The organism is Tianxiuia mixotrophica, assembly GCF_050596425.1.
Lineage (GTDB): Bacteria > Bacillota > Clostridia > Peptostreptococcales > Acidaminobacteraceae.
In genome coordinates this window covers 2,275,813-2,289,066 of the sequence record NZ_CP192292.1, presented here as the reverse complement: position 1 = coordinate 2,289,066, position 13,254 = coordinate 2,275,813, and the positions used below count along the sequence as shown (strand labels likewise).

The following is a 13,254-nucleotide window of genomic DNA, read 5'->3' as shown; positions in this document are numbered from 1 at the left end:
TTAAGCAACGACCTTATTTTTACCCGCAAATTTTGCTTTATATAGGTTTATATCCGCTGAATTGATAAGGTTTTTAGGGTCTTCTCCTCCATACTCTGAAACACCAATACTCACAGTTATACGGTGTGCCTTATCAAAATCAATGGCTTCAACAGCACTTCGAACACGTTCAGCAACAGACACTGCGATCTCCTTGCAGGTATCTGTCAAGATAACAATAAATTCTTCACCGCCATAACGACCCAAAACATCATCATCTCTGATGGCACTTTGAATCACTTCAGCAACAGATTTTATAACATGATCGCCGTAGAGATGACCAAAGGAGTCATTAATAAACTTAAAATTATCGATGTCAATCATGATCACAGACAACTTTTGATTCGAATTTTTCACTCCCTCAATTTTACTTTTTAGTTTGTCAAATATATATTCATTGTTATATAGATGCGTCAGTGAATCCCTTTGAGATTTTTCATTGAGCGTCTTGTTTGCTTGTTCAAGTTTTCTATTTGACTCAAAGAGCGATCTTCTCGCCAAGTAATTGCTATGGGAAATGACAAGGGCAAGAACCGTTACAATTAGAGCCTTGAATACAATGCCATTGGCCATACCTATTTCAGAAACAATGGAATAGACCATGCCTGAAAAAACAACGAAGTTTGTTATATATAGAATACTGGCCGTGTTTGGAGCAATAATAAAGACGGCTGAAATTAGAAACAGAACAATGCTATATATCGCAATGTCTCCATCTGCTAAATAGACCAGGGCTGTAAAAAACGAGGCCCAAAGCAGGACAACAATATAGTATATGTTTGTCAATATTTCATAGACTTTTTCTGACTTGAAAAGTTTTTTCCTATAAACTACCGCCATAAATGGGAGGTAAATGAGATGAAACACAACCACTGCCATGACATATAAACGTATATCAGAACTGAATACACCGAAACTGGATAGTATGAGTCCCACTATCTCAAACATTGTATATATGCCACCAACCACAAATATTCTGATATAGTTCTGTCCCAAATTTGTTGCATTAAAACCCTTGTGGCTAAAATAACTTTTTACCACACTATTTAGGTATCTTTCCATGTCAACTCCCCCTAATCTTACACTAGTATTTATTATTCCCAAGTCGACATGACTTAATCTAAGAATATGATTCTTTTTCGAATTAATTAGTCTATTCACTTCTATTTTATCTTCAATTTTTGATACAACTCTGAAAAATATAAAAAGTCTGCCTAAACACCCAAGACTTGACAAGGTGACAGGACAGACTTTTAAACCCACATTAAATATAAACTCTAAATATGAACTCTTTTTTTGATTTCTTCCTTAATCCACATAGGAATCTGATAGTGAATATACAGCATAAGAAGGGCCCATGGCATAACGTTTAGGGCAACATTGATTGACCAAATAAGGACATCCCCTTCCCCCACGTATGCGTTAATGAAGAACTCAAGCCCAATACAATAACCTACCCCTAAAAATAAACTTAGAGCCACTGTATGAAGACCTCTATTTCTACTCTTAATCCACATATAATAATTAATGAGTATAAATATCAGGGCCATAAAAACGGCAGGAAGACCAAGGGGAACAAACCATTCAAAGGCACCATTTATGATATCAAGCACCGCCAGCAAGAATAATGTATTCAAGCCAGCTCCAACAATTGACTTTGAAATACTTCTCACATACCTAAACAAAAATATTAGATAAATCCACATACAGAAAAAAGTTATGCCAGAATATAAGGACCAGCTCAAGACACCATCAATCATATAATTGGTGTACATTAATCCCAATGCGTTGCCCAGTAGCAAGAAGGTTAAAGTATAAAATGCTTTTCTTTTAAAATCCAGGGCCAACTGTGTGTATATATTTTTAACATCCGGAAATCGATCATCGCTTTCCCGTTCGTGTTCAACGGTTACATCAGGAATTGGAAAATGACACAGCGGGCAGTTATCATGTTCATTTCCAACTTCTACACCGCACTTAGAGCAATAAGGCATGGTTTCTCCTATCTATTGGTTTCAATCCTAACGGGTACACCCATCTCTCTCAATTTAGAGAAATATATCTGTTCCACTCTTCGGTCTCTTGTTAAACTACCAAATGAAATATATAAGTTTTCTTTATAACTCACCGTTGTCACTTTAAGAGTGTTGCCTATGCTTGGCGGTGGGTATAGTTCAAACCTGTCAATTTGATCTTCTAGGGCTGGAGGCATTCGTATAGCTCCAACATTCGAAAAACCAGTGGTATAATTGCCTTCCCCGTACATTTTATAAATAAATGGCATGAGCATATCTTTTATAAACAGAGGGACGACACGCAGAAAAAGTGTTTTTTCACTCATAACGCTTTGTCGTATCTGTTGTCGCACGTACTTTTCATCCACAGTAATCTTCATAAAATAATGGACGTACTTTAATATTTCATCGAATGTATAATGGCCTAACCTCGGGTCAATCATAGGGGTCACACTTATAAAGAAGTTCCTCATGGTCTTTGATCCAAGCATTCTTCTTAAATTTACAGGAATGTTAAGAACAATGGGCTTTTTCTTATAATTCTCATTTTCAATCAAGGTCTGTATGGCATCAAAATAAACAGCGCTTAAAAACTCTGTCAACGACACCCCATGGGATCTGGATAGGACCAACAAGTTCTCTACGGGCAATATACCTGTTACGACGTTATAAACGCCTTTTTTATCTCGACGGAATGGAAAGTGGAAGGCGTCCACCTTTTTTCTGTACATGGGTAAATTTTCATCATAGTGTTTTCCAAAAGCGTCTTCAACCTCTTCCGGATGAGGCTCTTGACCATATTTGAAAATGGTGTCATCATCACAGTCAAATCCGAGAAGCCTATAATATTCAAACAGCAGTGCACGTAAAAAAGTGACTGCTCCGGCCCCATCCGTGATAATATGGGAAAACTCAACCGAGACTTTCTTATTGTAGTAAAGAACTCGAAAGGGATGAATCCCCTTCTTCTTAATTTTCATATACATACAAGGATAGTAGGTTTCCTTCTCAATGCGTGGGTGACTTTCATTCTTATCGAAATAGTACCAAAATATCCCCCGCCTTAGATTTACATTAAAGTATGGAAATCTTTCAATAATGTGGTCAAGTGACAACTGCAAAATATCTGGATCCACATTCTTTTTTAAATCTGCTGATAGCCTAAACAGTGTTGTGGCTCTTGATGACTTTATTGATGAATACATTTTTCCTGCTGTGTCCAGCTTAAACCACTGTTTGCTTGGCATAAAACTCTCCCCAAATCATACGCGTATTACTTATTTTAAATTCAAATAGTGTTTCACCTGGTCTATCGGTTTGAAACCAAAACGCCCATATATGCGTCCAGCACTATGGTTGTCATATTGCAAATAGAGTTTTCTCCCCTCAGATAGGAGTTCTTTGCAGAGGGTTTCCAGACATTGTGATGCAAACCCATTCTTTTGATGGTCTGGGTCAGTGGCCACTCCGACAATCAAAGCTGACCGAGCCTCTTCAAAATCGCTTTGAGCCACAGCAATGATCTTACCATCTTCTTTAATGCAGACCCCTCGACCACGATTGTCTTCGAACTTCTTTTTCATGTTATCAAGTGAACTGTGACTTTCAAAGACCTTATCATACAAATCAATAACCTTATCTAGGTCATGAATAGACAAGGACTTCACGTCGTGATAATATCTGAAGTCATATTGTTTTTTAAAATCTCGCAGCTCGGCAATGTATGCCCCTTCTTCAACACTTGAAAACAAGGCCTTGTCTAAAAATTTATCACAATAGGATGCAGGCCCTATGAGTTTTCCAAAGTCTAATTCACGTATAATCTCGGTAAAGCCTTCCACCTCAAAAGCGCCATCAGAGTAAAACTGCAGGTTCCCTGATTCCCTGTGAAAAAGGGCAGCACGCATATTGCCTTCTCCATCAATCTGCCCATATATATTTTTAAAGACACGTTTCTCGCTTTCAAGTCCCAAACGAATGAAATAATTTCTTGCATTGTCCTTTTGAATCAGCCTTAATGCTTTTTCGTAATCCATTTCAGATAATTTTATGATCATAGAGGCCTCCGAGGAAAATTTAATTTCCACCTAATATTTTATTGTCATTACACGTTTCATTAAATGAAGACAAGACTATATGATGAAACTTATGCTTTTACAGGTATCATTCTTTTATTTATTATTCTTTAAAAAGATGAAAAACCCTTTTTTAAGAACAAACAAGACAAGCGGTCTTAAATCCCCCCCTTGTTCGCAATAAAGGTATACTTGCTGGTCAGCCATAAACGACTTTTATGGTGTTTAAAATAAAAACGAGCGGATCGTAATGCATGATCCGCTCTTGTTTCAAATTCGATAGAAATGGTAACTTGTAAACCAAAACACTTCAAACTAAAATGGTACGACTTTAACACTTCTTCTTTAAAGATACAATTTTAAACTTAAAACACTTTGCCTTACTTTGTTACTTTTCAAATTAACTACCAAACATTTATTCAATTGTGTTGCTTAGTGCATATTGCTTAGTGCATATTGCATAAAACTTGGTGCTTGATACAAAAACACATTACTTGGTACTTCTAAAGCGTACTGCATTGTTAAACATTAATACTTAAACTCCAAGACCTAACATTCAACCGCATTACATTCTTCCGAAGCTACCTTTTCTATCGCGGGAAGTATCATCCCTGCTAATAAGATACCCGCGATTGTGTTCTTCAATCAGTTTTTCTTAAATTATATTAAAAAAACATCTTCTTATGACAAAATACTTTTCAACATTTCATCAAAACTGAATTGTATGTCCCTTTTGACAAATTTCCCCTTCTCTATATGCACTTAATAGGGCTTTGAGAGCACGAATATTCTCCTTCATTTCCCGACCCACATCTGTATCACCAACATACATTCTTGGCTGATCTTTTTCGATAAAGACAGTGGTCGGCAGAACATCCAAGTCTTCTTCAATTGACCTGGCTTTGGATTCAAATCTTTCATGGGAAACAAGAACCATGCCCTGGGAATTGAATATGAGGGTGTAACCCGCAATGCCCGTCTCTTTTTGGTAGGCTTTTGAGAAGCCGCCATCAATGGCGATGAGTTTTCCACCGGCCTTAATAGGCACCTCGCCATCCGCTGCCTTGACAGGAACATGTCCACTAATAATATGGGAGAAGGATTTTTCTAAACCGAACTCTTTGAGGACATTCGTACAAACGCCTTCATCGCTTCTTAGTTCATAATAAGGGTTTTTAATTTCTTTATGGGTTTTTTTGTCATCAATAAAGTAGCGCTCAAATGTCGCCATTTTCTTTTTCCCAAACAGTGGAGACAACTCCCCGCACCACATATACCACATGGTATCCAGCGCCTCAGCCTTTTCCTCTGCCTTATGGGAGAAATAGGCCTTACGTGCCATATGGTCAAAATAGTCGAGTAAAGCCTTTCCACTATACTTGTAGCCATGGGCGTTAAACGCTAAGAACTCTCCCTTGTCATCAATAGGAATGCACCCATGATACATGAGGTTTTGATTGTGAACCAAATACATAGACCCCTTGTTGTATAAGAACTCAATGTGTTCTTTTAGTTTTTCAGAACGCATGAAAGACTGTTTGAGTTTATCAAGGACTTCTCTTTCCTCATCCGTTAACTTATATGGATTTTGGGGATCGAATGTTGGGAAGTCTGTATCGTTGAGTTTGTACTCAAGACCGTCAACAAGAACTGTTCCTTTTTCAAGATTCATGGTTTCCATAATATTTCTATCAGCCATATGGAACTCTGGTCTGCGCTCAATAAGTTGTCCTTCCACCTTGAACTGGATCACTGCAATGGCCTTTTGCATTCTTGAAAGCAAATCAATATCTTTTTCTTTAAACTCCGTTGGCTTAACTTTTGCCCTTACCTTGCTTGAATACGCTCCTTTGTATGTTTCTAGAGTGAAACGAATCAAGGCTGATAGGTTAATGCCATATCCTTCCTCAAGGGTTTCTAAGTTCCCATACCGAAGGGCAATACGAATGGTATTGGCAATACACGATTCCGATCCTGCCGCAGCCCCCATCCATAAAATGTCGTGGTTGCCCCACTGAACATCAACAGAATGGTGACCTATGAGTAGATCCATAATGATATGTGCTCCAGGGCCTCTATCGTAAATATCTCCAATAATATGAAGTCTGTCCACAACCAGTTTCCGAATAACTTGACACATAGCTATGATAAAGTCATCAGCACAGTCAATATCAATAATGCTGTTTATGATGGATTGATAATAGGTTTGTTTCATTTCACTGTTTTCTTTTTCATTAAGAAGCTCTTCGATTATGTATGCAAAGCTTTGAGGCAATGCTTTTCTCACCTTTGATCGAGTGTATTTATACCCTGCCGCACGACTAAGGAGTACCAAACGATAAATGGTCGTTCTATACCACTCCTTCATTTCAATGTCTGAGCTTTTGATCATGTCTAACTTTTCTTTTGGATAATAGACAAGCGTTGCAAGACTCTTTTTTTCTTCAGCAGTCAACAAGTCTCCAAAAGTGTCACCGATCTTTCTTTTAACAACACCTGATGCATTTCGCATGACGCGGTCAAAGGCTTCATGTTCCCCATGAATGTCCGTGAGAAAATGCTCCGTTCCTTTTGGTAAGTTGATTATGGCACTGAGATTAATAACCTCTGTGGTCACTTCATCAATAGTGGGATACTGTTTGCTCAACAACTGAAGATACTTCAAATCATAACCCTGATGCATATAAATCTCCCTTTTCCCCGCTGGATGATTTCAAAACGAACTAATAATATGATCATCCGAAGGTTTATACGTATAATTGATCTCAAATGTCAAAAGTTAATACCATCGAGTAGGATTTACTAAACACAAGTTAATTACAGTGTTTTGAGATATACTCCATGTATAGATTAACAAATCTAAGTGGAAATTTCAGTACGAATCATATAAAAAAATATTATTTTTTTGTTCATTCACACAATTTTAGCTTCAGGGGGTCAGGCATTGACATTTTACTCAAAAAAGAATAATATCGTAAAGGTTGATCTTTTTTCTGAAAATACGAGACTGACCTGATAAAAACGCTTAAATAACACAATTTAATTGTTTACTATAGAAGCCACTAAAACCATTTTGATAAAGGATGATACAAATGTCTAAGAAGAATTATACTTTTAGCGATGAAGTCCGTCGACGTAGAACCTTCGCTATTATTTCCCACCCCGATGCGGGTAAAACAACACTAACAGAGAAATTTCTACTCTACGGAGGTGCAATACGAGAAGCCGGTTCAGTTAAATCACGCCGTTCATCGAAACACGCAGTTTCTGACTGGATGGAAATTGAAAAGCAAAGAGGTATTTCCGTTACTTCGTCTGTGCTTCAATTTGAATACGACGATTTTTGCATAAACATTCTAGACACACCTGGTCACCAGGATTTCTCTGAAGACACATACAGAACACTTATGGCAGCTGATAGTGCCGTAATGGTTATTGACTGTGCAAAAGGTGTGGAACCTCAGACGAAAAAGCTATTCCAAGTCTGTAAGATGAGAGGCATTCCGATTTTCACTTTCATTAACAAGATGGACCGCACAGGTAAAGATCCTTTTGAACTTATGGAAGATATAGAAACTGTACTGGGCATTAACTCCTACCCAATCAATTGGCCTGTTGGTACAGACGGCAATTTCAAGGGTGTATTTAATAGAATGAATAATCAGATTGAACTCTTCTCTGATGGACAACACGGTTCTGCCATTGCAAAGTCAACAACTGGCGATGTGACTGATGAAAAATTTGCAGACTTACTGGGCTATGATATTCATGAAAAAATTATTGAAGATATTGAACTGCTTGATGGCGCAGGTGATGAATTTGACATCAAGGAAGTTTTAAGTGGAAATCTGACACCAGTATTTTTCGGATCAGCCCTTACAAACTTCGGTGTGGAGCCATTCTTAAAGGCCTTCCTCGAATTTACACCACCACCATCTCCACGTGAATCCAACCTGGGCCAAGTTGATCCAGAATCCGATAACTTCACTGGATTTGTATTTAAAATCCAAGCCAATATGGACAAGTCACACCGAGATAGAATTGCCTTTTTAAGAATTTGCTCTGGTAAATTTGAAAAAGGCATGCAGGTCAACCATGTCCAGCGTGGTAAAAAAGTGCGATTGGCTCAGCCACAACAATTTATGGCTCAAGACCGTGTTATCGTAGAAGACGCCTATCCTGGAGATATAATTGGTATTCACGATCCAGGCATATTCAATATTGGTGATACCCTTTGTGCTGACAAGTCGGAGCTAGAATACAAGGGCATTCCACAGTTTGCCCCTGAACATTTTGCCAAGGTTTATACAAAGAATGCCATGAAGCGTAAACAGTTTGTAAAGGGCATTACTCAACTTGCCGAAGAAGGAGCCATCCAAGTCTTTAGACGTCCAAACATTGGTGTAGAAGAACTTATTATTGGTGTGGTTGGTGTTCTTCAGTTTGAAGTCCTAGAATACAGACTAAAGAATGAATACGGTGTTGATGTCATTCGTGAGCAAATGCCATTCCGCTATATCAGGTGGGTTGACGAGTCATCGTGTGATGTTGACAAGCTTTCACTCTCTTCTGATGCCATGCTTGTTGAATCTAACAAGGAAAAACCTGTTATTCTATACCAACGCGAATGGTCATTAAAGCATATTGAAGATCGAAATGAAGGTATTGTGCTTAGTGAAGTATCTTTATAAAAACTCAATTCATTAAATTACAAACTTAAAGCTATAAATAAAAACAGTGGATTGATGAGTAATATCAATCCACTGTTTTTTTATGGGATTCAAATTTTATAATACTTAATCTAAGTAGCTATAGTAATCTATACAACAAGAAATGCATCGACCAGCTGTTAAAGCGTAATCTACATCATCTCCATAGAAATTCACTACTCGCCCATGAGAATAATGTTTTTCCCAGTATTTATAAAACTGGTATCTAAGTTCTTCTTCATCACCTAATACATTCGCATCTGTTTTATCCATGTAATCCAGTAGAACCGCACGCATGACCTTATATCTGACATAGCGGTCCTCATATTCTTTTGGATCACTTTCTTTAAGTTTTTTAGATGGTTTAGCCAGTCGTTTGAATGCATCATAATTGTCTTCAAAATCATTCAACTCATCTTTAAAATGTATAGCATTTTTGTTATTGCCTTGAACATCAACTGTGGGATGATTTGGAATCTTTAACGACCATTCATATTCACCATCCACTCGATATTGACGGTAAGAATAATTATACATGAAATTAGATGAGATTTTTTTACGATTACTTGCAAAAGCCATTGTTCCTGAACTAACTACCATAACAAGGAGTAGCATTAGCGCAATTATTTTCTTTGAATTTTTCATATTAACCTCCTGAAGTTTATGTCTACATGTAAACATCCTTTGAGTTGTAACAACATAAGTATTATACATATTTTTCTATATAATCTAATATATTCTTTGTGTTTGTCATTATTTATTCACCATATAGACATTGAAAGATCACATGATATTTAATTGCTAATTACCATTCACCTATTTATTTACTTTAGTTAGGCGATAGCGGAACATTTTATATGTAGCTTGCCCTTTATACAATATGGTATTTCATTATAAAATCCCAACAGATTCTTGATGTGAATCTGTTGGGATTTTTTTGTTTGTTCTTCTTTTATTTTTTCTTATTTGGTTTTGACCTAAGTCATCCTAGACAATATCAAAAAGACCTTTAATCTCATCCTCACTCAAGGCTGTAATGAGGGTTTCACCTGGTTTAATAATTTTGTCTATAAGTTCACGCTTTTTATCCTGCAACTTAATGATTTTCTCTTCAATGGATCCCCGGGTCACCAGTTTCATGACGTGAACATTTTTAGTCTGACCAATTCGGTAGGCTCTATCGCTTGCCTGGTCTTCCACAGCCGGGTTCCACCATGGATCAAAATGAATGACCGTGTCGGCCCCTGTCAGATTAAGACCAGATCCACCGGCCTTTAGGGAAATCAAGAACAAGTCTCCTTGACCAGCATTAAAGTCATCAACCATTTTGCCACGATCTTTTGCCTTTGTACCACCATCCAGATAGTGGTACTCTAAGCCCATGTCTTCTACCATATCGCGGATGAGTGTCAAAACACTTGTGAACTGGGAAAATATGAGTGGTCTATGTCCACTATCCTTAAGTTCCTCTAAAAGTTCTCTGAGGGCTTCAAACTTACCGCTCGAACCTTCATAATTTTCAATAAACACTGAAGGATGAGAACAAATTTGACGCAGTCTTGTGAGAGCTGCTAAAATCTGAAGCTGCGATTTAGCAAAGCCCTTGTCCTTAATCTGAGTGTTGATTTCTGAACGTATTCTTGAGACCGTAGCAGCATAAACCTTTTTCTGCTCCTCAGTCATTTCTATAGATATCTGACTTTCAAGCTTGTCTGGCAATTCTGGTAAAACGTCAACCTTTAAGCGCCTTAATAAAAAAGGCTTTATCATGGCTCGAAGGGCTTCACTTTTTCCTTCGTTGCCCTCTTTGACAATGGGTTTTTCAAAAGTATTGGTAAAACTGTACTTAGACCCCAAATGTCCAGGAAGAACAAAATCAAATATTGACCAGAACTCTCCTAAATGATTTTCCATTGGAGTCCCTGTAAGGGCAAACCTATGTTTTGCCATAAGTTGCTTGACACTTTGAGCCGCCTTAGATGATTCATTTTTTATATGCTGGGCTTCATCGAGAATCACTGTGCTAAAATTCATTTCCTCGTAGAGATCAATATCCCTGCGCAAAGTCGCATAGGAAGTGATATAAACATCTCCCACTTCATGGTCCTTTAAGTTGTCTTCACGTTCTTTTTTTGTTCCGTGAACAATCTTATATTTTAGTTCAGGAGTGAACTTTTCAATTTCAGCAGCCCAATTGTAAACAAGTGAAGTTGGGGCAATAATGAGCGATGGATGCTTTTCCCCTGCTTGCTTTTGACTTAGCAGGAAAGTCAGCAGTTGAAGGGTTTTACCCAGACCCATGTCATCTGCTAGTATTCCCCCCATTTTGCATGTTGCCAGGGTTTGCAACCACTGGTATCCAATAACTTGATACTCTCTAAGCACATTTTCTAGACTTGAGGGCACTTCTATGTCAAGATTGTCGGGCGATTTAAGTTTACCAATTAAGGCCTTAAATGTTTCATTTCTTGATACGTGAGCCTCACCTGCTTTTTCAAGATGATAATCGACATAGAAAGCCGCACTTGAAGGCAACTTCATAGTGCTGCCTAAGTTTTTTGATTTAATGTCAAAGGTATTAGCTAGTTGTGAGAGCATTTCAAAACTATCGTTTTTCAGTTCTAAAAAGCCACCTTGTTTGAGCTTATAATAGCTTTTCTTTTGCCTATAAGCCTTCAAAACACTCTTCAATTCTGCGTCACTTAAGCCGTCTATGGAAAAATTATATTCTAAATAATCTTCACCACCACTTAGTCGTACGCTCTGGTGGATTTTAGCTTCACTGATAACCCTCTTATTCCTATAAGCTTCCGTGGCATATATAACACAATCCGCCATAAGTTTTGGTGCGCGATCGCTTAAAAACAAGTATTCAAAGTGTTCTCCTGAAACCATATAGCCCGTTTCAGTCTCTTTATAAATCTTATTGTCAAACTCTGATAAGAATTGTCGCTCTGCACCAATGTCTCTAAGTATAATATCCTGATTTTCTGACTTTGACACACGTCCAGTTTTCTCTTTTGATGGGTCAAAGACCATGTCACCATAAACAAAATTTATACGTATACTAATGCCCTCTGAGCTATAGTCCATATAAAGTCTCTTTTCCAAATGTCTTTCAATCATGCGTTCAGACAAATCCTTGGAAATATGAAGGGTGCCAACCTTCTTTAACACTGGGAAAATCGAATTTGCAATGTCCTCTATACGTGACATTGGCATTAAAACTTCAGAACTGACTTGAAAGAGTTCATCAATTTTTACAAGCGCTCCCCGGTCCCGTTTCTCAGTCAAATAAAAGGTGTCTTGTCCATCAAAAATGATTTTGCAGTCCTTATCAATAACTTGAAACCTGTAATCCTCATTCATTCTGATACAAAGCTGTTCTTCAAAATCCTCAATGTAAAAATCGAACTCTGGAGACTTTTCAGCTATTCTCGCACCAAATAATTCAGAACCGTCTGTAACATAGAGTTGATCGATATTTACGTTTCTTATAAGTTTTTCAAAATTATGAGATGACAAGAGAACGTATTTTCTATCAAAAAGATGAGACGTTTTTTCACTTATATAACGACTGTTTTCCCGTATGATTTCATCTTCATATATGTTAATGAGCATATTGATAATATCCATACTTTGCGGGTCAAAGGTATGTCGCTTTCCATCGAATTCAAAGTTTTTTGTATAATGTTCCTTGTCCTCTTCAATAATACATCTCAAAAAGTTCTTTATATCTTTTACAATATAAAGTCGAGATGTGCCGATACGGAGAGACAAGGCCGCAGCGTAACCATATAAATACACCTGATCATGGAATTCCAATTGAAATTCCACTCGCAAGGGCTCTTTTTCATGAACATCGAGTGCCTTTTCAAATTGATGGAGCAAACGATTGAGTTGAGAGTCATCTTCTCTTGTTCCAGAGTGATTTACATCCACCCTAGTAGGTTTTTTCCCACTATAAACAGTTGGATCATTGAAAGGCCAGCCCAGTTCACTTTCTTGACTTGACTGCAGCTCTTTTAATTGCCTGTCATACATCTTTAAAAATGTAGCTATGGTGTGTTCGCACAGACCTTCATCAGGATCTGATTCATCACACGTACAAGTCCACACTTCTAAATCACCATCAATATTAAAAGAGAGTCTAACCTCATTGGTTTTCTTCCCCAAAACTGTAGTATGTATATGCTGGGTTCCCCAACCGGTTAGTATCCCAACACTCTTTTTTAAATATAAGCTGTAAGCATCCGTCCACGTGTCTGGACGAGCAGCTTGCTGTTTTAATTCTACTTTCGAAATTTGATAATGCATATTAGCCTCCGGTGTTTTGCACCTTTGAAAGAACATTCCATCCTTTAATCATACTATATTTGAACGATTCTGTCATTTCAATCATCTGGATTCACACCC

Annotated in this window: 8 protein-coding genes; 1 reads left to right on the top strand and 7 read right to left on the bottom strand. The window is 37.6% G+C overall.

Annotation, left to right across the window (positions count from 1 at the left end):
* From ACQ4KW_RS09845 to ACQ4KW_RS09825, 5 genes are all read right to left on the bottom strand, one after another.
* Positions 1-1,101, bottom strand: coding sequence for a GGDEF domain-containing protein (locus ACQ4KW_RS09845; protein ID WP_430886360.1), 1,101 nt, complete (start codon positions 1,099-1,101; stop codon positions 1-3).
* 215 nt (positions 1,102-1,316) lie between these two features.
* A complete protein-coding gene (locus ACQ4KW_RS09840) occupies positions 1,317-2,033 on the bottom strand; it encodes a DUF6320 domain-containing protein (RefSeq protein WP_430886359.1) in 717 nt (238 codons plus the stop codon).
* Between the two features lie 8 nt (positions 2,034-2,041).
* Positions 2,042-3,301, bottom strand: a complete 1,260-nt coding sequence (locus ACQ4KW_RS09835; protein WP_430886358.1) for a hypothetical protein — start codon at positions 3,299-3,301, stop codon at positions 2,042-2,044.
* Positions 3,302-3,331: 30 nt separating this feature from the next.
* Positions 3,332-4,111, bottom strand: coding sequence for a GNAT family N-acetyltransferase (locus ACQ4KW_RS09830; protein WP_430886357.1), 780 nt, complete (start codon positions 4,109-4,111; stop codon positions 3,332-3,334).
* A gap of 727 nt (positions 4,112-4,838) precedes the next feature.
* Positions 4,839-6,812 carry a fructose-1,6-bisphosphatase gene (locus tag ACQ4KW_RS09825; protein WP_430886356.1) on the bottom strand — a complete coding sequence of 658 codons (1,974 nt, stop codon included), beginning with the start codon at positions 6,810-6,812 and terminating at the stop codon, positions 4,839-4,841.
* A 409-nt stretch (positions 6,813-7,221) separates the two neighbouring features.
* Here ACQ4KW_RS09825 and ACQ4KW_RS09820 point away from each other — a divergent pair, with 409 nt between their 5' ends.
* On the top strand, positions 7,222-8,820 hold the full coding sequence (locus ACQ4KW_RS09820; RefSeq protein ID WP_430886355.1) for a peptide chain release factor 3: 1,599 nt from the start codon (positions 7,222-7,224) through the stop codon (positions 8,818-8,820).
* A gap of 105 nt (positions 8,821-8,925) precedes the next feature.
* Here ACQ4KW_RS09820 and ACQ4KW_RS09815 read toward each other — a convergent pair whose 3' ends face one another.
* Both ACQ4KW_RS09815 and ACQ4KW_RS09810 read right to left on the bottom strand, forming a co-directional pair.
* Positions 8,926-9,483, bottom strand: a complete 558-nt coding sequence (locus tag ACQ4KW_RS09815) for a hypothetical protein (protein ID WP_430886354.1) — start codon at positions 9,481-9,483, stop codon at positions 8,926-8,928.
* A 342-nt stretch (positions 9,484-9,825) separates the two neighbouring features.
* Positions 9,826-13,155, bottom strand: coding sequence for a DEAD/DEAH box helicase (locus ACQ4KW_RS09810; RefSeq protein WP_430886353.1), 3,330 nt, complete (start codon positions 13,153-13,155; stop codon positions 9,826-9,828).
* Positions 13,156-13,254 lie beyond the last annotated feature (99 nt).

Coding starts and splice junctions, on each gene's coding strand:
- ACQ4KW_RS09845 (WP_430886360.1), bottom strand. CDS start 1,101: ATGGAAAGATACCTAAATAGTGTGGTAAAAAGTTATTTTAGCCACAAG.
- ACQ4KW_RS09840 (WP_430886359.1), bottom strand. CDS start 2,033: ATGCCTTATTGCTCTAAGTGCGGTGTAGAAGTTGGAAATGAACATGAT.
- ACQ4KW_RS09835 (WP_430886358.1), bottom strand. CDS start 3,301: ATGCCAAGCAAACAGTGGTTTAAGCTGGACACAGCAGGAAAAATGTAT.
- ACQ4KW_RS09830 (WP_430886357.1), bottom strand. CDS start 4,111: ATGATCATAAAATTATCTGAAATGGATTACGAAAAAGCATTAAGGCTG.
- ACQ4KW_RS09825 (WP_430886356.1), bottom strand. CDS start 6,812: ATGCATCAGGGTTATGATTTGAAGTATCTTCAGTTGTTGAGCAAACAG.
- ACQ4KW_RS09820 (WP_430886355.1), top strand. CDS start 7,222: ATGTCTAAGAAGAATTATACTTTTAGCGATGAAGTCCGTCGACGTAGA.
- ACQ4KW_RS09815 (WP_430886354.1), bottom strand. CDS start 9,483: ATGAAAAATTCAAAGAAAATAATTGCGCTAATGCTACTCCTTGTTATG.
- ACQ4KW_RS09810 (WP_430886353.1), bottom strand. CDS start 13,155: ATGCATTATCAAATTTCGAAAGTAGAATTAAAACAGCAAGCTGCTCGT.